The organism is Pseudomonas sp. BMS12 (genome assembly GCF_001592875.1).
In the GTDB taxonomy this organism is placed as follows: Bacteria; Pseudomonadota; Gammaproteobacteria; order Pseudomonadales; family Pseudomonadaceae; genus Aquipseudomonas.
The window spans coordinates 108,765-126,750 of sequence record NZ_LSOF01000012.1 but is presented as its reverse complement, the minus strand read 5'-3'; the positions used below and the strand labels follow the sequence as shown (position 1 = coordinate 126,750).

19 protein-coding genes are annotated in these 17,986 nt (G+C 66.5%); 9 read left to right on the top strand and 10 right to left on the bottom strand.

The genetic code is table 11. The annotated features are described in order from the left end of the window. Positions 1-37: 37 nt before the first annotated feature. On the bottom strand, positions 38-1,102 hold the full coding sequence (locus AYB31_RS11880) for an aminopeptidase (RefSeq protein WP_068828875.1): 1,065 nt from the start codon (positions 1,100-1,102) through the stop codon (positions 38-40). A gap of 57 nt (positions 1,103-1,159) precedes the next feature. On the opposite strand from AYB31_RS11880, the gene AYB31_RS11875 reads away from it, so the two are divergent. The 4 genes from AYB31_RS11875 to AYB31_RS11860 all read left to right on the top strand — a co-directional run bounded on the left by AYB31_RS11875 (position 1,160) and on the right by AYB31_RS11860 (position 3,238). Then, on the top strand, positions 1,160-1,576 hold the full coding sequence (locus AYB31_RS11875) for a PA0061/PA0062 family lipoprotein (RefSeq protein ID WP_068828874.1): 417 nt from the start codon (positions 1,160-1,162) through the stop codon (positions 1,574-1,576). Positions 1,577-1,616: 40 nt separating this feature from the next. Further along, a complete protein-coding gene (locus AYB31_RS11870; RefSeq protein WP_068828872.1) occupies positions 1,617-2,039 on the top strand; it encodes a PA0061/PA0062 family lipoprotein in 423 nt (140 codons plus the stop codon). 79 nt (positions 2,040-2,118) lie between these two features. Further along, the gene (locus tag AYB31_RS11865) at positions 2,119-2,526 is read left to right on the top strand and encodes an SMI1/KNR4 family protein (protein WP_068828871.1); all 408 of its coding nucleotides are present in this window, start codon (positions 2,119-2,121) and stop codon (positions 2,524-2,526) included. Positions 2,527-2,596: 70 nt separating this feature from the next. After that, entirely contained in the window at positions 2,597-3,238 is a 642-nt protein-coding gene (locus tag AYB31_RS11860) for a hypothetical protein (RefSeq protein WP_068828869.1), read from the top strand. A 148-nt stretch (positions 3,239-3,386) separates the two neighbouring features. On the opposite strand, the gene AYB31_RS11855 is transcribed toward AYB31_RS11860, so the two are convergent. The 5 genes from AYB31_RS11855 to AYB31_RS11835 all read right to left on the bottom strand — a co-directional run bounded on the left by AYB31_RS11855 (position 3,387) and on the right by AYB31_RS11835 (position 8,919). Then, positions 3,387-4,775: a pectin acetylesterase-family hydrolase gene (locus AYB31_RS11855; RefSeq protein ID WP_068828868.1), complete on the bottom strand. Its 1,389-nt coding sequence runs from the start codon at positions 4,773-4,775 to the stop codon at positions 3,387-3,389. 216 nt (positions 4,776-4,991) lie between these two features. Beyond that, a complete protein-coding gene (locus AYB31_RS11850) occupies positions 4,992-5,672 on the bottom strand; it encodes a sensor histidine kinase (protein WP_068828866.1) in 681 nt (226 codons plus the stop codon). Continuing rightward, entirely contained in the window at positions 5,669-7,273 is a 1,605-nt protein-coding gene (locus AYB31_RS11845) for a response regulator (RefSeq protein ID WP_068828865.1), read from the bottom strand. The genes AYB31_RS11850 and AYB31_RS11845 overlap by 4 nt, the downstream gene beginning before the upstream one ends. Before the next feature lie 66 nt (positions 7,274-7,339). Continuing rightward, positions 7,340-8,026: a GntR family transcriptional regulator gene (locus AYB31_RS11840; protein ID WP_068828863.1), complete on the bottom strand. Its 687-nt coding sequence runs from the start codon at positions 8,024-8,026 to the stop codon at positions 7,340-7,342. 122 nt (positions 8,027-8,148) lie between these two features. Next, on the bottom strand, positions 8,149-8,919 hold the full coding sequence (locus AYB31_RS11835) for an SDR family NAD(P)-dependent oxidoreductase (protein ID WP_068828861.1): 771 nt from the start codon (positions 8,917-8,919) through the stop codon (positions 8,149-8,151). Positions 8,920-9,042: 123 nt separating this feature from the next. On the opposite strand from AYB31_RS11835, the gene AYB31_RS11830 reads away from it, so the two are divergent. The 3 genes from AYB31_RS11830 to AYB31_RS11820 all read left to right on the top strand — a co-directional run bounded on the left by AYB31_RS11830 (position 9,043) and on the right by AYB31_RS11820 (position 12,767). Continuing rightward, positions 9,043-10,434: an aspartate aminotransferase family protein gene (locus AYB31_RS11830; RefSeq protein WP_068828860.1), complete on the top strand. Its 1,392-nt coding sequence runs from the start codon at positions 9,043-9,045 to the stop codon at positions 10,432-10,434. Positions 10,435-10,578: 144 nt separating this feature from the next. After that, positions 10,579-11,946, top strand: a complete 1,368-nt coding sequence (locus tag AYB31_RS11825; RefSeq protein WP_068828857.1) for a glutamine synthetase family protein — start codon at positions 10,579-10,581, stop codon at positions 11,944-11,946. A 338-nt stretch (positions 11,947-12,284) separates the two neighbouring features. Continuing rightward, complete coding sequence (locus AYB31_RS11820) at positions 12,285-12,767, top strand: acyl-CoA thioesterase (protein WP_068828855.1); 483 nt, start codon at positions 12,285-12,287, stop codon at positions 12,765-12,767. Between the two features lie 9 nt (positions 12,768-12,776). Here AYB31_RS11820 and AYB31_RS11815 read toward each other — a convergent pair whose 3' ends face one another. The 4 genes from AYB31_RS11815 to AYB31_RS11800 form a co-directional block, all read right to left on the bottom strand. Further along, the gene (locus AYB31_RS11815; protein ID WP_068828853.1) at positions 12,777-14,153 is read right to left on the bottom strand and encodes a PepSY-associated TM helix domain-containing protein; all 1,377 of its coding nucleotides are present in this window, start codon (positions 14,151-14,153) and stop codon (positions 12,777-12,779) included. A gap of 61 nt (positions 14,154-14,214) precedes the next feature. Next, positions 14,215-14,583, bottom strand: a complete 369-nt coding sequence (locus AYB31_RS11810) for a DUF2946 family protein (protein WP_236715544.1) — start codon at positions 14,581-14,583, stop codon at positions 14,215-14,217. Between the two features lie 61 nt (positions 14,584-14,644). After that, a complete protein-coding gene (locus AYB31_RS11805; protein ID WP_068828851.1) occupies positions 14,645-15,895 on the bottom strand; it encodes a hypothetical protein in 1,251 nt (416 codons plus the stop codon). Positions 15,896-15,902: 7 nt separating this feature from the next. Then, positions 15,903-16,436 carry a TFIIB-type zinc ribbon-containing protein gene (locus AYB31_RS11800; RefSeq protein WP_068828850.1) on the bottom strand — a complete coding sequence of 178 codons (534 nt, stop codon included), beginning with the start codon at positions 16,434-16,436 and terminating at the stop codon, positions 15,903-15,905. A gap of 117 nt (positions 16,437-16,553) precedes the next feature. Between AYB31_RS11800 and AYB31_RS11795 the strand changes: the two genes are divergently transcribed. Continuing rightward, on the top strand, positions 16,554-16,958 hold the full coding sequence (locus tag AYB31_RS11795) for a DUF3301 domain-containing protein (protein ID WP_068828848.1): 405 nt from the start codon (positions 16,554-16,556) through the stop codon (positions 16,956-16,958). 667 nt (positions 16,959-17,625) lie between these two features. Continuing rightward, a partial coding sequence (locus AYB31_RS11790; RefSeq protein ID WP_068829006.1) for an Hcp family type VI secretion system effector occupies positions 17,626-17,986 on the top strand: 361 nt, incomplete at its 3' end.

The window sequence follows — 17,986 nt, the reverse complement described above, 5'->3', positions numbered from 1 at the left end:
CCACGTTTCATCTGACCGCTCGCCATCGGCGGCAGTTCTAGCCCTGCCCGGCCAGGGCCCGTAGCGCCCGTTCACGCTCGGCCGCCGGCAGTGCGCCCAGATCGGCAGCGCGCCGATAGAACGCCGGCCAGTCACCCTCGACCTGCGCGAACAGCGCGGCGAACGCGTCCAGCCACTGGTCATAGAGACCGAAGGGCAGCAGCCGGGCATTGTTCAGTGGCGCAGCGATCCAGGCATCGTAACGCCGGTCGCCCTGCCACTGGCTGTCGCGCAGTGCAGCGTAGTCCAGCCGCAGGCGGGCGAACTCGGCGGCCTTGCCTTGGCGCTTTTCCGCATCGCTGGCCGGGCTTTCGTACAGCGCCTGCAGACGCGCGCGGCTGGCCAGGATCAGCTCGGTGAACTGCCGGCGCTGGCGCTCTGCGCCGGCATCCAGCGGCGCCAGGCCACGGGCCGCGCGCCACTGACGGGCCCCCTCATGTTCGACGAAGCTGGCGAAGGACTCGTTGAAGACAGTGTCGTCGGCCACGTACAGCTGCTGATGCGCCAGCTCGTGGAAGATCAACGCAGCCAGGCGCTCGTCGCCCCAGTGCAGCATGGTGTTGAGGATGGGGTCGTCGAACCAGCCCAGGGTGGAATAGGCCTCGATGCCGGCGACATAGGTGTCCAGGCCCTCGCCCTGCAGCAGGGCGGCGGCGCCGCGGGCACGCCCCTGCTGGTAGAAGCCGCGATAGGCCACGCAGCCGGCAATGGGGAAACAGTGGGTCAGCGGCGCCAGCGACAGCTCGGGGGTGGCGAACACATTCCACACCACATAGGGCCGCCCCAAGTCGGCATACAGGCGATAGCTGCGATTGTCCGGCAGGTGCAGCGCGCGGCTGGCGAAATCCCGCGCCTGCTGGGCCAGGGCCAGGCGGCGCCTGAGTTCGGGATCACGCGCCGGGTCGGCAAGCAGCTTGTCCACCGGTTCGCGCGCCGCCAGCAGGGCCAGCTGGCCTCGCCCGAGCTGGGTGTAGTAATCGAGGCTGGCACAACCGTTCAGCAGCAGGCCGAGCAGCAGCGGAACCAGCAGTCGCGGGCAGCGGTCGAGTAGGGCGATGGGCATGCCGCGAGACTAGGCAGAACGCCCGGTCTTGTCGATGCCCAGGATAAGGAAACCACCATGCGCCCCATGCTGCTGTTCTGCCTGCTACTGACCCTCTCCGGCTGCGCCCAGCTGTGGCTGCGCCATGACCCCAACATGGCCTGGGTCGACCTGCAGCCTGGCAAAGGTCAGCAGCTGGGCTTTGCCCAGGTGGACGGCCACGACCTGGGCGATGCCGACTATGTGCAGCTGTCGCCCGAGCATCACCAGTTGCAGGTACGCCTGCACTTCGAGGTGGCCGCCGACAACGTCGGCACGCCGGGCCAGGTGCTGCCGCGCACCTGCCTGCTGCATCTGGAGTACGCCGGCTTCAGCGCCGGCCAGCGCTACTGGCTGGTCGCCGGCAGTCGTGGCTTCCGCCCCTGGGCCAAGCTGCGCGATGCCCAGGGCAACACCCTGGCCAAGGCCCGCGAGGGGCGCTGCGGCGCCGTCTGATCGGCGCTATGCTGGCCACTCTGCCCGGAGGAACACCGCCATGCGCCTGCCACTCATGCTCACCCTGCTGGCCCTCGGTGCCTGCGCCAGCCCACTGCCGCAACCCGACCCGCAACAGGCCTGGGTCGACATGCAGATCCGCGCCGGTTACACCCTGATGGCCCACCGCCTGGACGATAAGTACTGGGATGACGGCCGCTACTTCCAGGTCAGCCCCGGCGCCCATGACCTCGACGTACGCTTCCAGTTCGAAGTGCCGGGGGGCGGTGGCGGCAGTGACTTCAGCAGCGAGCCGGTCACCATGACCTGTCACCTGCGCTTCAGTTACGCCGACTTCGCCGCCGGCCAGCGCTACCGTATCGAGGCCCGCCCGCTGCAGTACAAGGCCCAGGGCTGGCTGTATGACGGCGCCGGCCAGGTGCTGGCAAGGGCCAAGGTACAGCGCTGCAACACCTTTGGTTGAGCCCTGCGCAACAACAGGGTAAAACGCGCCTCCCGCCGGCGAGCTTCACCGCCGCATCCCACCTTGCCAGGAGCACCCCATGGAAGAAGTCATCGAACAACTGCGCGAACTCAACGAGCCGGTGCCGGTGCCCCTGGAGCTGCCGGACGAGGAAACCCTGGTGGAGATCCAGGAGCAGATCCTGATCCACCTGCCCTTCGAGCTGCGCGAGTTCCTGCTCAAGGTCAGCGACGTGGTCTACGGCCGCCTGGAACCGGTCACCGCCACAGACCCGCAATCGCACACCTATCTGCCGGAAGTCGCCTCGGTGGCCTGGGACCTCGGCCTGCCGCGTGACCTGGTGCCGCTGTGCCAGGACGGTCGCGACTACTACGCCGTGGATGTGGAGGGCCAGGTGGTGTTGTGGGACGGCGGCGAGGGCGAACTGACCGACGAAAGCTGGGACTCGGTTTGGCACTGGGTGCGCGACGTCTGGCTGGAGCAATGAGCCGCCAGCCTGGAAGCCACGCCGAGCCTGAGCTTAACTGGCAAGCCTGAGCAGCACAGGACGCCGCCCCATGGCCAATCACCGTTTCCGCTTGCTACTGGCCGCGCTCGCCGCCGGCGCAGGCGGCGCCTGGCTCGGCTACGCCAGCCTGAATGACCCCGCGCCGCTGCCCAGTGCGGCCAGCAACAGCACCGACACGCAGCAGACCCCGCCGTCGACTGCCAGCGCGCCAGACAGCAGCCCCGATGCGCGTCAGCAATTGCTGGTCAGCCCCGCGGTGCAGAATTACCAGGCCCGCCTGCGCTTCGCCGCTGACTACCAGGACTTTCTGCAGAAGGCCGCCGAACTCGACGCAAAAGAGCGCCAGCGCCAGGCCAAGGCCCTGGCCGAGGAGATCGACCGACGCGAGGCAGCCGCCGAACTGGCGCTGAGCGAGGCACTGCTGCTGCAGCTGGGCCTGGCCCAGGCCGAAGGTGGCGACGAGGAAACCCAGAAGGCCCGTGCGGATCAGTTGGTGGCGCGCTACCAGGCGCTCAGCCAGCAGCGCGAGGCGCAACGCAAGGCACCCGACGCCCGCTTCAGCCAGTACAAGGCTGACGAGAAGCGCATCGTCGACGAGGTGCTGAGCATGGGCAGCATTCCCGACGGCCTGAGCCGCGACCAGTACCTGCGCCAGCGCCTGCAGGAGGCGCGGGAGCAGGCGTATCAGTAGCCCTGCGGCCCGCCCCGCTTACTGAAGCACGCCTTGATAGACATCCACCTTGGCCTGGCCACCCGCGCACAACGCGCCTTGTGGGAGCGGCTTTAGCCGCGAAAGAGCCCGGATATGGCCCTCTTTCGCGGCTAGAGCGCTCAGCCCCTCAGAGCAACTGGTCGAGGATGTAGTACAGCAGGTTGAACGGCTTGGCCCGGTCGGCGGCATCACTGCTTTCCGAGGCGGACAACACCGCCCCGCTGCCGTCGAGCAGGTTGTTGACGAAGTCGTCGAGCTGCAGGTTCTGCTCCTGGATGTCGGAGTTGGCGAACTCGATGATGCTGGTGCAATGGCTTTCATTGACCGCCCGGTACTGCGGGAAATAACCGCCGACATTGTCCAGGTTGGCCAACTGGTCGCGCAGACGGCCCGTGTCCACCGCCCATTTGGCGTGAATCAGCGCCTCCTTGGTGGCCGCGTCCGGGGCGTTGATGATCTCCGGGTAGAAGCGCTCGTAGGAATAGGCCGAGTAGTTGAGGTCCTGCCAGAAGTGGGTATGGCCCATGCGGTCGCCCGACAGGTTGCTCGCCAGCGCCGGATACAAGCTGCCCAGGTCATTACTGTCGAAGCCGGGCACGCGAGTCTGGAGATAAGGCAACGGACTCTCGTTCAGGCCCCAGGCCACGCGGATGAAGTCCTGCAGAGGACGCGACGGGTACTGCGCGGTGTCGCTGCCCGGCGGCGCACTGAACACCGGCCCGGAGTCGTCGAGCAGGAAGCTGCGGGTCGGCGCCATGTCCTGGCGGGTCGGCCCGTAGTTGGTCAGGCTGCCGGCGCCGCCAGCGCTGCACCCGGTGGTGAGCATCTGCGCCGGGCGCTGCAGGTTGTTCTTCAGCCAGGCCACCACCGCGCGCATGTTGCGCAGGCCGTTGTGATGCCAGATCAGCGGCGCCTGCTGGTTCTGCGGGTCGTTGTACACCGCGACCTTGTCGCCGGAGTAGATGTCACCGGTGCAATAGGGCACATAGATCATGTTCCAGTTCTGCGTCTTGGTCCGCGTCCAGGGGTGCAGACGCACCACCAGCGGGCTGACCAGGCTGGCGCCGGGGTTGAGCAGGCTCATGTAGTCATCGGGGATGCCATCCGGGTTGCGCGCGCCACGGATGCCGCTCTGCCCGGTGCAGCTGGCGTAGTCCCAGCAGGCGCCACCGCCTTCCAGGTAGATGATGGTGTTGCTGGTGTTCGGCACCCGGTTGACGAAGAACTTGTAGGGCGACCCGTTGCCGCACACCGCGCCGGTCTGCGGCGCCAGCTGCACGGTCTGCCAGGCGTAGTAGGCGTTGGGCTTGAAGCCGGAATCGAAGCCCGCCGGATTGTTCAGCAAGGGATAGGGGCCGACGCCCTGGGCCGGCGTGACCTTGTTGTCCGCCGTCGGCGGCGAGGCCAGGTTGAGCAGGGTCTTCCAGAACCCGTAATCGCCCAGCTCGGCATGGGCCGGGGTATTCAGGGCGAACGACAGGACAATGCTGCAGCACGCCAGTAAGACTGACTTCATGGGGCAGTTCCTCGTGTTGTTCTTGTTCTACGAGCACGGCTACTGCCGACCGCTTCCATGCTCCGTGTTGGCCTGGCAAACAGGAAATACGCTTACATGAGCCACCCTAGCCGATGGCTGCCGAGGCTTTATATCGATTGGGGATAGGTAGGGATAAGCTGGTTATTTTTCGAGATAGCGCGGCCATCTGCGGCCATTGTCAGCAATCTCGCAGACTCAAGGCAGATAGATACGAAACTCGCCACCGCCCAGCGGCCCGCCATTGCCCAGCTCGATGCGCCCGCAGCGCTCGCCATTGCGGTGCAGTTCGGCGATGCGCGCGGCGAAGTACAGGCCCAGACCGGTACTGCCGCTGCTCTGGTTGAGGCCGAGGATATAGTCGCCCTGCTGCTCGATCATCGCCTGCGGGTAGCCGGCACCATCGTCGTTGACGCATAGCAGCAGTTCGCCGCCCTCTTCGCGCGCGCTGATCAGCAGGGCGCTACGGGCGTAGCGGATGGAATTGGCGATGACATTGGCCAGCACCGAGCCAATCAGCTCCTGGTCGAAGAAACCCATCAGGTCAAAGCTCTCCACCTCGCCCCGGGCGGCAATGCCACGGCTTTCGAGCACATCCTGGTGACGTGCCAGCTGGGCACCGATGAAGTCGTCCAGCTCATGGTGGCCCGGGTGCAGCGGCAGCTGATTGACCCCCAGTTTGTATAGGCCGAGCAGCTGCACCAGCATGCCGTTGAGGCGGGCGAACTCGTACTCGATCACCCCGCGCTCGGCACCGCCCTGCAGCTCGACCGGCAACTGCGCCAACCAGCGCGCATGGGACTGGCCGAGCAGGGCCAGGGAATTCTTCATGTCGTGCACGGTGGAGGCGATGACGGTGGCGATATCCAGCCCACTCATGCGCCGAACGCTCGCTGGCGCAGCTGCTGGTAGCGCTCGTAACGCGGGTCGCTGGCGGGGATCATGCTCACCGCGTCGAGGCAGGCGCGGCATTCGGTCTGAGCGTCGCCGCCCAGCTGCTCACCCCCCAGGCGCAAGAGCGACTGGGCGACATTGAGCGCGATGCTGATGTTCTTCGGTTGCAGTACCAGGGCCCGGCGGAACAGCTCCAGGGCATCGGTGGCGCGCCCCAGCTGATAGGCGCGCACGCCCTGGCGATTGAGCTCCACCGCCTCCTTGGCGCCGCCGAGGATGGCTGGATCGTCGGTCAGCCGAGCCACCCCGCGCAGCACGTTGGCATCGTCGCCGTAGATTTCCACGCAGCTCTTCAGCAGTTGCTGACTGGCCTCCTGCTGGCCGAGCGCTTGCAGCTGCGCGGCCACGCTCAGCGCGGCTTCGGCGGAAAAGAATTCGCCCAGGCTATCCAGCTCCGCCGCGGCCTGCCCGGCCAGTTCGGCAGCGCGTGCTTTGTCGCCGTTCTTCTGCGCCGTGTTGGCCTGCATCAGGCGGCTGCGCACCCGCACCGCGCGATCCTCGGCGTAGTGGCTGTCCAGTTCGGCCAGGGCCTGGTTGATCTCGGCCTGGGCGCGCTTGTCCAGCGGCTCGTCGCCGGACTCGGACAGCAGCGCCTGGCTCAGGCCGAGATAGCTGTCCGGGGTCTTGAAGCGCGAGTTGCGACCCTGCTCCACCGCGCTGCGATAAGCCTTGCTGGCGCTCTGAAAGTCCTGATTGTCCATGGCCAGCTTGCCCAGTTGCGCCTGCCGGCGGATGGCCAGCGGCGACAGACGCACCGCATCTTCCAATACGCCCTGCGCGCGTTTGCCCTCGCCCTGGGCGGCCAGCACGGCGGCCAGGCCGTCGTACAACCCCGGCTGCATGGGAAAGGCTTGCAGCGCCTTCTCGTACAGCTGGCGGGCATGCTCGTGCTCGCCGCGGCGCAGCAGCAGGCCACCGAGTGCCTGGTAGGCCCAGGGAATCGCCCGCTCGGCCAGCACGGCATTGAGCAGGCGCTCGAGCTCCTCGTCGCGGCCCAGTTCGCGCAAGGCTCCGGCCCTGTAGCGCTGGCACAGCGGCAGCAGGCGCTTGTCCTGCTGCGCCAGGCGCTCGCAGGCACTCAGGACCTCGGCGGGAATGCGCTTGTCCAGCGCCTGCAACACCGGCCGCAGCAGGCTCTTGCGCTCCATCAGCTTGTCCAGGCGCTGGGCCAGGCTGGCGCGGTTGAAGGGCTTGGTCAGGTAGGCATCCGGTTCGTGCTCCAGGGCGCTGAGCACCATGGCCTGGCTGCTTTCGGCGGTAACCATGACGAAGATGCACTGATGGCTGATCAGACGCAGGGTGAGCAATTCCTCCAGTACCTGCTGGCCGTTCTTGCCGGCGCCCAGGTTGTAGTCGTGGAGGATGATGTCGTAGCGCTTCTGCCGGCACATGGCGATGGCTTCCTCGCCACGGTTGGCGGTATCCACGTCACGCGCACCCATCTCGCGCAGCATGGCCTTGACCGAGCTGAGGAAGTCGTTGAAGTCGTCAACGATCAGAAAGCGCTGCTGGCTGTAGTCCTGCATCGATTGCCCCGGGTGCGAAAAGTCGTTTCAGTGTATGCCAGGAAAAACCTTCGTACCGGCAGCCCACTACGCCGGCGGACTGACCGCCGGCTGCGCCCGCCGCCCCGGCGCGCTTTCCAGCTCCAGCAGGTTGAGCAGGAAACGCGCGAAGTAGAGCAGGTCCTGCTCCATGGCCTGGCGCGCGGCCTTGGCGTCACCGGCCTCGATGGCGGCGAAGGCTTCCTCGTGGAAGTCGTTGAGGCGCAGCGACAGGTCGGCGCCGGTGAACAGGCGATTGAAGAACGGGCCGATTTGCAGCCACAGCGATTCGATCGAGCGCAGCAGCACCGGGTTGCCGCAGGCGCCATACAACTGCAGGTGGAACTGGCTGTTGGCGTCCAGGTAGGCCTGCACGTCGCGCTGCTCGATGGCCACGTCCATGCGCGCCACGCAGTCACGCAGCTCGGCCAGGTCGGCGGCTTTCAGGTTCGGAGTGGCCAGCTCCACGGCCAGGCCCTCCAGACCCAGACGTACCTGGAAGATGTTCTGGTAGCGCTCGCGAGTCATCGCCGGCACCCGCACCGAGCGCTGCGGCTCGCCTTCCAGTGCGCCCTCGGCGACCAGGCGCTGCAGCGCGGCGCGCACCGGCATCGGGCTGGTGCCCCACTCGGCGGCGAGGTCGCGGATCTTCAGCCGCTGGCCAGGCTGGAAACGCCCGGCCAGCAGGCCTTCACGAATTCGTTGGTAGAGCTGTTCCTGCAGATTGTCGGCCATCGTCAGTCACCCTTTAAGCGGTGGTGCAGGGAGTTGAGCGAGGGTCAGCGAGCAATTGCGCATGAAGGATTCCTTTGGCTTAAAAAGGCCGCTCCAGAGCGGCGCAGGGGGATTCTAATGGCTCACGGCGTCTTGTTCTCTATCAGGCAATTACCGCCATCCACGACGAGGACCTCGCCGGTGATATAGCTGGCCTCGCGCGAGGCGAGAAAGGCCACCGCCGCCGCTACTTCTTCCGGACGCCCGGCACGGCCGAGCGGGGTGTATTCGGCGGCATGCTTCTCTTCCTCGGTTGAGGAGCCCGTGGCGATCCAGCCCGGCGCCACGCTGTTGACCGTGATGCCCTGTTTGGCTACTTCCAACGCCAGGCCCATGGACAACCCGAGCATCCCCGCCTTGGCCGCGCTGTAGGCCGCCTCGCCGGGATTGCTGCCACGCGTGCCGGTGGTGGAGCTGATATTGACGATGCGCCCGTAGCCACGCGCACGCATGCCCGGCAGCACGCCACGGGTCAGCAGGAAGGCCGTGCCCAGGTTGCGCGCGATGGACAGGTTCCAGGTGGCCAGATCCATGTCCGCCAGTTCGGCGAACGGCTCCGGGCTGCCCTGCATGGCCATGCCGGCGTTGTTCACCAGAATGTCGATGCGCCCCCACTGGGCCTCGGCCCAGGCCACCAGCGCGGCGACCTGGCGCTCATCGGTCAGGTCGGCGGCGTAACCACGTGCTTCAATACCTGCAGCGCACAGCTCGGCGACCCGCTGTTCGATGCGCGCACTGCTGGCCGTCACCAGCACGCGGGCACCGGCCTGGCCCAGGCGCCGGGCAATGGCCATGCCGATGCCGCTCTCGCTGCCCGCGCCGCTGATCAGTGCCACCTGTTCGTTGAACTGCATCCGGCTTGATCCTTGTGATCACAAAAGTGGTTCAAATCTATCTCCAATCACAGATAAATGCATCTATTGCCATTTTTGTGATCACAAAATAGCATGTGCAGAAATTCGAACGAGGTGTGCAACATGACTGCCAGTGGTATCAGCCCTTCCGCCGTGGAAACCTTCTTCGCCCGCGAGCGCGAACTGTTCCTGGCCCGCAATCCGAAGTCCGTGGCGCTCGCCGAGCGCGCGCGCAACTCCCTGTACGGTGGCGTGCCGATGCACTGGATGGCCGACTGGTCGACCCCGGTGCCGCTGTTCGTCGAACGCGCCAAGGGCGCGCGTTTCTATGACGTCGACGGCCACGAGCACATCGACTTCTGCCTGGGCGACACCGGCACCATGTTCGGCCACTCGCCGGATCCGATCGCCAAGGCCATCGCCGAACAGGGCAACAACGGCCTGACCACCATGCTGCCGGGCGAGGACGCCGTGGTCTGCGGCGAGCTGCTGGCCGCACGCTTCGGCCTGCCGTTCTGGCAGGTCACCGCCACCGCCACCGACTCCAACCGCTATGTGCTGCGCTGGGCGCGCGAGATCACCCAGCGCAAGACCCTGCTGGTGTTCGACGGCTGCTACCACGGCACCGTCGACGACGTGATGGTGCGCTACCGCGACGGCGAGACCGTGCCGCGCTCCGGCCTGGTCGGCCAGGCCTACGACCTGACCCAGTACAGCCGCTCGATCCCGTTCAACGATGTCGCGGCACTGGAAGCGGCGCTGGCCCAGGGCGACGTCTGCGCCCTGCTCTGCGAGCCGGCGATGACCAACATCGGCATGGTCCTGCCCGAGCCGGGCTTCATGCAAAAGTGCCGCGAGCTGACGCGCAAGTACGGCAGCCTGCTGATCATCGACGAGACCCACACCATTTCCACCGACATCGGCGGCTGCACCAAACTGTGGAACCTCGACCCGGACTTCTTCGTGGTCGGCAAGCCGATCGCCGGCGGCGTGCCCTGCGGCATCTTCGGCTGCAGCGCCGAGATGGCCGAGGCGATGAGCGCCGCGCGCCAACGTGCCAGCGAGAACAGCCATGGTCACGGCCACAGCGGCATGGGCACCACCCTGTCGGCCAACGCCCTGGCCATGCACTGCATGCGCGCCAACCTGGAACAGGTGATGACCCCGGCGGCCTACGACCACATGCTGCCGCTGGCCAAGCGCCTGGCCGATGGTTTCCGCAGCCTGATCAACAAGCACGACCTCAAGTGGTCGGTGACCGAACTGGGCGCGCGCAGCGAGTTCCAGTTCTGCCCGGTGTCGCCGAAGACCGGCGCCGAGGCCGAAGCGGCCTTCCACGATGAGCTGCAGATGGCCATCCACCTGTACCTGATCAACCGCGGCATCCTGATCACCCCGTTCCACAACATGACCCTGTGCTGCCCGAGCACCACTGAGGCCGATGTGGACAAGCTGATCGGCGTGCTCGACCAGGCCATCACCGAGCTGCTGGCCATCCCCGGCGCAAGGCTCTGACTACCCTTCTCCCCTCGGGAGAAGGTGCCCGAAGGGCGGATGAGGGCGGTTCGACTCGCCCCATGCCGCCCAGCGTCGCCTGAACCGCCCTCACCCCTAGCCCCTCTCCCCAGGGGAGAGGGGAACAGAAGCAAGGACACCACCATGCAATTCGCCAACCCCCAGGAAGCCCGCGACTTCCTCGAACAACACCCCGACGTGCGCTTGATCGAGCTGATGCTGATCGACGCCAACGGCATCCCGCGCGGCAAGCTGCTGCACCGCGATGAGCTGCTGCCGATCTTCGAAAATGGCCGTCCGCTGCCCAGCTCCATCCTCTCGCTGACCATCCAGGGCGAGGACGTCGAGGCCAGCGGCCTGGTCTGGGAAGTCGCCGATGCCGACTGCTGGACCTACCCGCTGCCCGGCAGCCTGACCCTGCAACCCTGGCGCGCCACGCCCACCGGCCAGGTGCAGGTGAGCATGCACCCGACCCAGGGACTGCCGGCCAGCCCCGGTGATCCGCGCCATGTGCTGGCCCGTGCCATCGACAGGCTGAAAGCAGACGGCTACCACCCGGTAATGGCGGTGGAGCTGGAGTTCTACCTGCTGGATAAACAGCGCGACGCCAACGGCCGCCCGCAGCCGGCGTTGCAGGGCAATGGCGCGCGACCGCAGGCGCCGCAGGTGTACGGCGTGCTGGAGCTGGAGCAACAGCAGGCCTTCCTCGACGACCTGTATGCCGCCTGCGAGGCCCAGGGCCTGCCAGTGCGCACGGCGATTTCCGAGTACGCTCCCGGCCAGCTGGAGCTGACCCTGGAGCACCGCTTCGACGCGCTGCAGGCGGTCGATGAAGGCATCCGCTACAAGCGCCTGGTCAAGGGCGTGGCCAACAAACATGGCCTCATTGCCTGCTTTATGGCCAAGCCGTTCGGCGATCAGGCCGGCAGCGGTCTGCATATGCATGTGTCGCTGGCCGATGAGCAGGGCAACAACCTGATGGCTTCGGAAGACCCGCACGGCACCCCGCTGCTCAAGCACGCCATCGGCGGCATGATGGCCACGCTCAACGACGCGCTGGCGATCTTCTGCCCCAACGCCAACTCCTACCGGCGCTTCCAGGCCAACAGCTACGCGCCGCTGGCCAAAAGCTGGGGTGTCAACAACCGCACCGTGTCGTTCCGCGTACCGGGCGGCCCGGCCAAGAGCCGCCACGTCGAGCACCGCATCTGCGGCGCCGACGCCAACCCCTACCTGGCCGCCGCCGCGATCCTGGCGGGTATCCACAAAGGCATTCGCGAGCAGATCGATCCGGGCGAGGAGATCATCGGCAACGGCTACGAGCAGGCCCGCGAAACCCTGCCGACCGACTGGCTCACCGCGCTGCGCAACCTGGAACAGTCTGCCTGGGCCAAGGAGGCCCTGGGCGAGGACTTCCTGAAGATCTTCCTGGCGATCAAGTGGGAAGAATTCCGCCAGTTCGTCGGCGAGGTCGGCGAGCAGGACTGGCGCTGGTACCTGACCCACGCCTGATTCATTTGCCGGTGGGTAAGGCCGCGCCCTTACCCACCCTGCCCCGCTTCATCCTTCCGGCTGCAGTTCTGCAGCCCTGCGCAGGACGGATAACGCCGTTCGCCGACGCGCCGTACCTCCCTCCACTGCCTTTTCCTGACGCATAAGCGTGCAATACGTGCCGAAACGGGGCGCAGGCAACGTCAACAACCTCCCGAACACCGGCTTTTCGCCAGGTCGCGAAATTGCATGGTGTTTCCCCGCTGGCAACGCGAAGTAAACAGGCAGCACCTATAACAACAAGCAGACCCCGCAGGAACTGCAACGCCAGCGCCCTAAAAACTGCCTATGAGACAACCATGGATTTTGCCAACAACACCCTGTCGATGACCGTCCTGATGACTCCGGACATGGCCAACTTTTCCGGCAATGTGCACGGCGGCACGCTACTCAAGTACCTCGACGAGGTGGCCTATGCCTGCGCCGCGCGCTACGCCGGCTGCTATGTGGTGACCCTGTCGGTGGATCAGGTGATCTTCCGTGAGCCGGTGCATGTCGGCGAGCTGGTCACCTTCCTCGCCTCGGTCAACTACACCGGGCGCACCTCGATGGAGATCGGCATCAAGGTGGTCACCGAGAACATCCGCGAACGCTCGGTACGCCACACCAACAGCTGCTTCTTCACCATGGTGGCGATGGACGATCAGCGCCAGCCCATCCCCGTGCCGCCACTGCAACCGCAGACGCCGGACGAGCAGCGGCGCTTCCGCCAGGCCCAGCGCCGCCGCGAGATCCGCGAGGAACTAGTGCGCCGCTACCAGTCCCTCGACGCCGAAGGCTGAGCCTCGGGTTCAGCCCGCGACTGGCTCGGCCCCACGCCGGGCCAGGCGCTGGCCGAGCCAATCGAGCAACAGCATCAGCAGCAGCGAAGCACCGACCAGCGGGAACAGCAGGCCCAGGCCGAACATGATCGCCACCCCGCCCTTCCACAACGGCAGGGCGTGGCGCAGCGGCGGCACACCGAAACGGCCCGCCGGACGGCGCTTCCACCACATCACCAGACCACTGACCGCGCCCAAAAGAATCAGCAGGCACACGCCGAGCATCAGCAGCTGGTTGGCCAGGCCGAACATCTTGCCCTCGTGCAGCATCGCCCCGCTCTCCACCGTACGCGCCACCAGGCCGTAGTCGGCCCAGCGGATATCCGCCAGCACCTGACCGTTGTACTGATCCAGGTGCAGGGTGGCGTCATTGCGCGGGTCGTCGGCGAACAGGGCGACGGTGAACACGCCTTGCTCATCCTTCGGCAGGCTGATGCTGTAGCCCGGCTGCACGCCGAGACGACTGGCCGTGTCGACCACCTGCTGCAGGCCGATGCGCCCAGCCGGCGCCATCTCGCTCGACGTGACATGGCCGTTGTGCGCGGCATGCGGGTCGGACGCCGGCAGCGGCGTGTTCTCCACCGCCCAGGCCACGGTCTGCACCGCTGCGCTGTTGAGGCTGCGCGCCTGCACATCCGATTGCGGCACGTCGTCCCACATGGCGGCGGGGAAATGGTTCCAGGTGCCGGCGAACTGCGCGCCCCAGAAGCCGGTCCAGGTCATGCCGGTGAGCAGCATGAACAGCAGCAGGGCGCTGCCCCAGAAACCACTCACCGCATGCAGGTCGCGCCACAACAGGCGCCCGCGCGCGCTCAGGCGTGGCCACAGCACACCGGCGCCGCCCTGCCCGCGCGGCCACCAGAGGTACAGGCCGGACACCACCAGGACGATGCCCCAGCCGGCGGCCAGCTCGATCAGGCGGTCGCCGACGGTGCCGATCAGCAGCTCGCCGTGCAGGGCGCGGGCGATGGCCTGCAGGTTGTCGGCTGCATCCTGCTCGCCGAGCAACGCGCCGCTATAGGGGTCGACGAACAGGTTGGTCGACCGGCCATCCAGCGTCGCGACGAATTGTGCGCTGCTCTCGGTATTGACTGGAGGTAGGTACTTGCTCACCTGCGCCTGCGGCAAGGCCTGTTGCAGGTGAGCCAGTTGCTGATCGGCGGACAGCGGCGTGCCAGCCGGCTGCACGCTGAGCAGTTCGGGGTACATCAGCTGATCGAGCTGCGGCTTGAACAGGTAAACGATGCCGGTCAGCGCCAGCATGATCAGGAAGGGGATGACGAACAGGCCGGCATAGAAGTGCCAGCGCCAGGCCAGGTTGTAGAAGGAAACCTTGGGCTTGCTCACGGTGAATACTCCGCAATGGTCAGATCGAGGGGGGCTCTGCGGCCCCGCACTGGAAAAACGATCAGGCCAGGAGCTGCGGCGGCGCGCGCGGCGGCGCATCGTGAGGGGCAAGCCGACGCATGAATGTGCCGGCCAGCGGCAGCGACATGGCGACGGCCAGGGCATCCGCGACACCGCCAAGATCGACCAGGGCACCGGGCAGGGCCGGGCTAGATAGCAGCAGGGTGCAGTAGCCGCACTTGGCCCACAGCGGCTGACTACCGTGGTGGGCCGGCGCCGCATCGCCGCAGGCCAACTCGTCCAGCCAGGTCGGCACACCGCCCGCCTGCGCCTGGGCCAGGCCCTGGGACAACAGCGGCGCGGCCAGCAGCAGGAACATGGCCAACAGGGCCAGGCGCGCGGTGCTGTGTAGGTGGCGGGTCGACGGCAAGGACGGCTATCCGATTCGCTAAAGGAAGGGCGCCAACGCGCCCCGCCGGCAAGCATAGCCGTTATCGCGGCGGCGGTGGCGTCCAGGGCAGGCAGCGCAGGCCCTGTTCATCCTTCAGCGGGCCGCTGAAACAGTAGGCCTGGCGCTTCGCGTTCCAGCTCGCCTTGGGCCCCGTCTGGTAGGGGTTGTCCACATCAGGCTCGCTCTGCCCCAAGGCATTGAACAGGGCCAGCTTGGCATTCAGGTCGTGCAGGCGGGCCAGGTAGCGGTTGAAGTCGGGAATCGCCACTTGGCTCAGGATCACGCCCACCGGATTGCGTACGCGGCGCCACGGACTCGGCTCGCTAGGGGCCGGCTCGGCCAGCGTACGCGCGAAGGCCTGGGCATCGAGACGCGAGTTGTCGGCCACTCGCAGATAGGCCGGCAGGCTGTCGTTGAGCGTCATCTGCGGTTTGTACAACCAGCGCAGTTGCCAGCTGTGCACACCCAGTTCGGCGACGAGCTGCGGGTTATCCACCAGGTTCAGCAAACCGGCGCCGACCAGGGCGAACTCGCGCCGCATGGCCGGCGCCAGCGAGCGTTCCTCTTCGCTTAGCGCCGGCAGCTTTGCGGGGTGCGGCAGCAGGCCGGCGCCATACAACGCGGCGATGGCCTCCAGGTCGTTGCCCTGCAGACGCACCAGCACCATCTTCAGGATCAGGTTGTCGGCCCGCGCCAGCCAGCCGCGCAGCAGATAGGCGTCCAGTTGCAGCAGAGCCAGGGCCTCGGCACCCCGTCCGTCTTCGGCCAGCGCCAGGGCCTGGGCCGCGCGCAGGAGATTGGCTTGCCGCAGGCTGGTGAAGTTGGCCAATGGCTCGTCCATGCTCGGCTCGGCCAGGGTCCGGTAGTCGCTCAACGCCAGCAGCTTGTCGTAGCGCTGCAACAGTTCGGAATGGCGCGCCAGCAGCTCGGCCAACGCGGCGCGATCCTGACGCAGACGCGGCAGGCAGTCAGGCTCGCCGAAGGCACACAGCGCCTGGCCGGGCAGAGCGATGCGTTCACCCTCGTCATTGACCATGGGTTCGCTGAAGCCATGCTGCGCCCGCCATTGCCGATGGACCTGCAACAGCTGGCGGCCCACCACCAGCGGGTCTTTCCCGGCCGGAGCATCCAGGCCGAGCAGCTGGTAGTAGGCGAAGCTGTCCGGCGTTGCCGCCGGCGACTGCAGCCAGGCGGCGGCCTGCGGCGCCAGCGGCTCGTCCTGCGCCCACTGCCAGGCACCGGCGCCCAGCGCCACCAGGCTGCCGAGGAGGATGATCGGCCAGGTCTTCATAGGCAACTCATTCGTGGCCGATGTAATGCAACAGCTCGCGGCGCTGCGGGTGCTCCTTGAGCCAGGCGCGAACCTCGTCGGCGCGGGCGATGGCCTCGGCGCCGGCGATGCGGCTGAAGCGCTCGCGCCGTGCCGCCTCGGCAGCCTCCTGGCGCACCTTGCGTTGCCAGGCCTCGCTGAAGATCGCCGGCATGCGCTGGCTCAGCTCCAGGGCCTTGAGCAGCTGCCATTCGCCGCCGTCCAGCCAGGCCTCGTCGCAGGAGGTGCACAGATCCAGGCGGTTGCCGTGGGCGCCGCTGATCTGGAACTTGCTCATCAGCTTGGCGCACTTGGGGCAGGTCAGCGCCTGCTGGGTATCGCTGGCCGGCTCGGCCTGTAGTGCCGTCTCGCTCTCGGCAACCGGGGCAGCGCGCTCGGCCCAGTCGCGGTAATAGAGCAGCGCCACCAGCGCGCCGGAACATTGTTCACACCCGTGGGCCAGCAAGCCGTCGTCGAGCTTGGTGGGTTTGAGCTGGGTCGTACGACAGGCGGGGCAGTGCATGCTGAAGTCCTTTTCGCTGTGAGTAGATGCCGAGCGCGACCCTAACCAAGTTGCCCAACCGGCTCAAGCGCGCCGTGACGAATCGGTTAAGCTTCACCCAGAAGCCGGGGAATTGTGATGATCGACCTGTTCGATGTACTGCTGTTGATGCTTTTTGCCACCGCATGCGCCTGGCTGTGGCGCGGCCATGGCATTCGCGAGCGAGCCCTGCTGCTGGCCAAGCAGCACTGCGCGCGCCTGGATGTCGAACTGCTCGACGGCAACGTCGCCTTGCGCCGCCTGGCCCTGGTGCGCGACAGCCAGGGGCGCAGACGCCTGGCGCGCCTCTACGACTTCGAGTTCACCGTCACCGGCGAACAGCGCCTGCGCGGCAGCGTACAGATGTTCGGCCAGCGGCCCGGAAGGATTGAGCTGCAGGCCCATCCTTTCGAGGCCCAGGCCCAGACTGACGACAAGGTGATCCAGCTGGACACCTGGCGGCGCACTCATCCCAAATCGGACGAACAGCGGCGCGCCGACTGACAGGGGACTTTGCATCCCCTAGAGAGCAGCTTTCTTGTTCATCTGCAGCCCGGCCGCCAAGGAGCCCCGTCACACAGCATGGCATTGACGCGGATGAGTAGGGCTCGCAGGCGGGCTGCCAGAGCTACCTTGACTGTTTCCCACACTGGCGAAGGGACTCATGGCACTGCCTGGAGCCCGCTTGGTAGCTCGATCAACTGTTCGGGCTTGGGTGCCAGAGGTATTGCAGGAGCGGAATAAGCTCTCGCTCGTGCTCAGCACTGCGGCTGACCAGCCTGCCCCTACTGCTCTCGCCTAAAAGGCTAAGGCTCTGAGCTAACGCAAGCGGCTTCAGCCGCGATGCTCTGCAGCAGCCTCATCGCGGCTATCCAAGCTCCCCGTACCCGCAACTGCGCCACTTCCTGCGCAGCCCATCCCCAGAAATACCGACGCACCACTCGCCAACGCCCACTCAGCGGGCCCTTCATCACTTTGCGCAAGCCTCTGCACAGCCCTGCGCCAGTTGTTGCGCAACCTTTCGTGACCAGCCGCACAGGGTTTGTCTCGTGCAGTGCCAGGCTCCGCTGCAGCCCACGTAAATACTGGCCCGGCACAGCTTGGCACGCCCCTTGTACTCCTGATGGCTCCCGGACCTTTCCGGTCCTCGTCGCAAAGCAAGGAGAGCACCATGCCAACACCCGCGTATCTGTCCCTCGAAGGCACCAAACAAGGCCTGATCACCGCCGGCACCTTCACCGAGGACTCGGTCGGCAACATCTTCCAGGAAGGTCACGAGGATCAGATCCTGGTTCAGGCTTTCAACCACCAGGTCATCATCCCGCGTGATCCGCAGTCCGGCCAGCCGACCGGCCAGCGCGTACACAAGCCGCTGATGATCACCAAGGTGTTCGACAAGTCCTCGCCGCTGATCTTCAACTCGCTGACTTCCGGTGAGCGCCTGAACAAGTGCCGCCTGGAGTGGTACCGCACCTCCTCCACCGGTACCCAGGAGCACTACTTCACCATCGAACTGGAAGACGCCGTGATCG

Coding starts and splice junctions, on each gene's coding strand:
- AYB31_RS11875 (WP_068828874.1), top strand. CDS start 1,160: ATGCGCCCCATGCTGCTGTTCTGCCTGCTACTGACCCTCTCCGGCTGC.
- AYB31_RS11805 (WP_068828851.1), bottom strand. CDS start 15,895: ATGAAGACCTGGCCGATCATCCTCCTCGGCAGCCTGGTGGCGCTGGGC.
- AYB31_RS11820 (WP_068828855.1), top strand. CDS start 12,285: ATGGATTTTGCCAACAACACCCTGTCGATGACCGTCCTGATGACTCCG.
- AYB31_RS11845 (WP_068828865.1), bottom strand. CDS start 7,273: ATGCAGGACTACAGCCAGCAGCGCTTTCTGATCGTTGACGACTTCAAC.
- AYB31_RS11855 (WP_068828868.1), bottom strand. CDS start 4,775: ATGAAGTCAGTCTTACTGGCGTGCTGCAGCATTGTCCTGTCGTTCGCC.
- AYB31_RS11835 (WP_068828861.1), bottom strand. CDS start 8,919: ATGCAGTTCAACGAACAGGTGGCACTGATCAGCGGCGCGGGCAGCGAG.
- AYB31_RS11865 (WP_068828871.1), top strand. CDS start 2,119: ATGGAAGAAGTCATCGAACAACTGCGCGAACTCAACGAGCCGGTGCCG.
- AYB31_RS11860 (WP_068828869.1), top strand. CDS start 2,597: ATGGCCAATCACCGTTTCCGCTTGCTACTGGCCGCGCTCGCCGCCGGC.
- AYB31_RS11850 (WP_068828866.1), bottom strand. CDS start 5,672: ATGAGTGGGCTGGATATCGCCACCGTCATCGCCTCCACCGTGCACGAC.
- AYB31_RS11795 (WP_068828848.1), top strand. CDS start 16,554: ATGATCGACCTGTTCGATGTACTGCTGTTGATGCTTTTTGCCACCGCA.
- AYB31_RS11840 (WP_068828863.1), bottom strand. CDS start 8,026: ATGGCCGACAATCTGCAGGAACAGCTCTACCAACGAATTCGTGAAGGC.
- AYB31_RS11830 (WP_068828860.1), top strand. CDS start 9,043: ATGACTGCCAGTGGTATCAGCCCTTCCGCCGTGGAAACCTTCTTCGCC.
- AYB31_RS11880 (WP_068828875.1), bottom strand. CDS start 1,102: ATGCCCATCGCCCTACTCGACCGCTGCCCGCGACTGCTGGTTCCGCTG.
- AYB31_RS11825 (WP_068828857.1), top strand. CDS start 10,579: ATGCAATTCGCCAACCCCCAGGAAGCCCGCGACTTCCTCGAACAACAC.
- AYB31_RS11870 (WP_068828872.1), top strand. CDS start 1,617: ATGCGCCTGCCACTCATGCTCACCCTGCTGGCCCTCGGTGCCTGCGCC.
- AYB31_RS11800 (WP_068828850.1), bottom strand. CDS start 16,436: ATGCACTGCCCCGCCTGTCGTACGACCCAGCTCAAACCCACCAAGCTC.